Genomic DNA, 805 nt, shown 5'->3' with positions numbered 1-805 from the left:
ATAAAACCAGACTTTAACCATTGTTCCAACATACGTTTATCTATGGCGATGTTATCCATTAGCCATTGATGCTCGATTTTGTCGAAGCAGGATTTGATGTCTCCCTCAAGAACCCATTGCGCTGATTTCTTTAGAGCCAAGCATTTGAAGCACTGATCGACTGCGTCGGCAGTGCTACGATTGGGTCTAAATCCATAGCTGTTAGGGTCGGCAAACGTCTCTGATATAGGCTCTAATGCAAGAAGGTGGAGCGCTTGTTGCGCTCTGTCTATCATGCATGGGATACCAAGAGGTCTGAGTTTGCCATTCTTTTTGGGGATATAGATACGCTTAAGTGGTTTGGCTTGATATGCCTTCCTGCTCAATTGATTTACTGCTTTCATGCGGCGTGCATCCGTGTTCCAGATGACACCATCTATTCCAGGCGTTCTACTGCCTTTGCTTTTTGATACTCGTCTAACAGCAAGAAGTTTTGCTGAACGCGAGTGAGTCAGTATCCATTGCAAGGCTTTCGCCTTACCGTGTTTACCTTCTCGTGTTGCCTTTGCAATACGCATTTGAAGCTTTAATACATGCGGTTCAACGGATTTCCAGTCTATGGACTGCCATTGTTCGCTGTCAGGAGAGGCACTAATCTCTGTTGAAATCATCATTTGCGTTTCTCCTTGAATAAAGTTCTTCAAATTATCTTGCAACGGGAGACCAGTCGGAAGTGGGCTCACTTTCGTGATCAGACACCAGTCTGTATCTGCATCGTTACAATGCAGCTTTTGCTTTTTCCAACCTCCTATACCAGCATCACTAT

General features: G+C 44.6%; 1 protein-coding gene. It reads right to left on the bottom strand.

What is annotated here, in order from left to right; translation table 11 throughout:
* Positions 1-653: reverse transcriptase N-terminal domain-containing protein (locus BM739_RS19885; RefSeq protein ID WP_175609569.1), on the bottom strand; the 653-nt coding region annotated here is incomplete at its 3' end.
* Positions 654-805 lie beyond the last annotated feature (152 nt).

The organism is Shewanella sp. UCD-KL21 (assembly GCF_001957135.1).
Lineage (GTDB): Bacteria > Pseudomonadota > Gammaproteobacteria > Enterobacterales > Shewanellaceae > Shewanella.
Note: the sequence above shows the minus strand (reverse complement) of the source record. Positions and strands in the feature narration are given on the sequence as shown.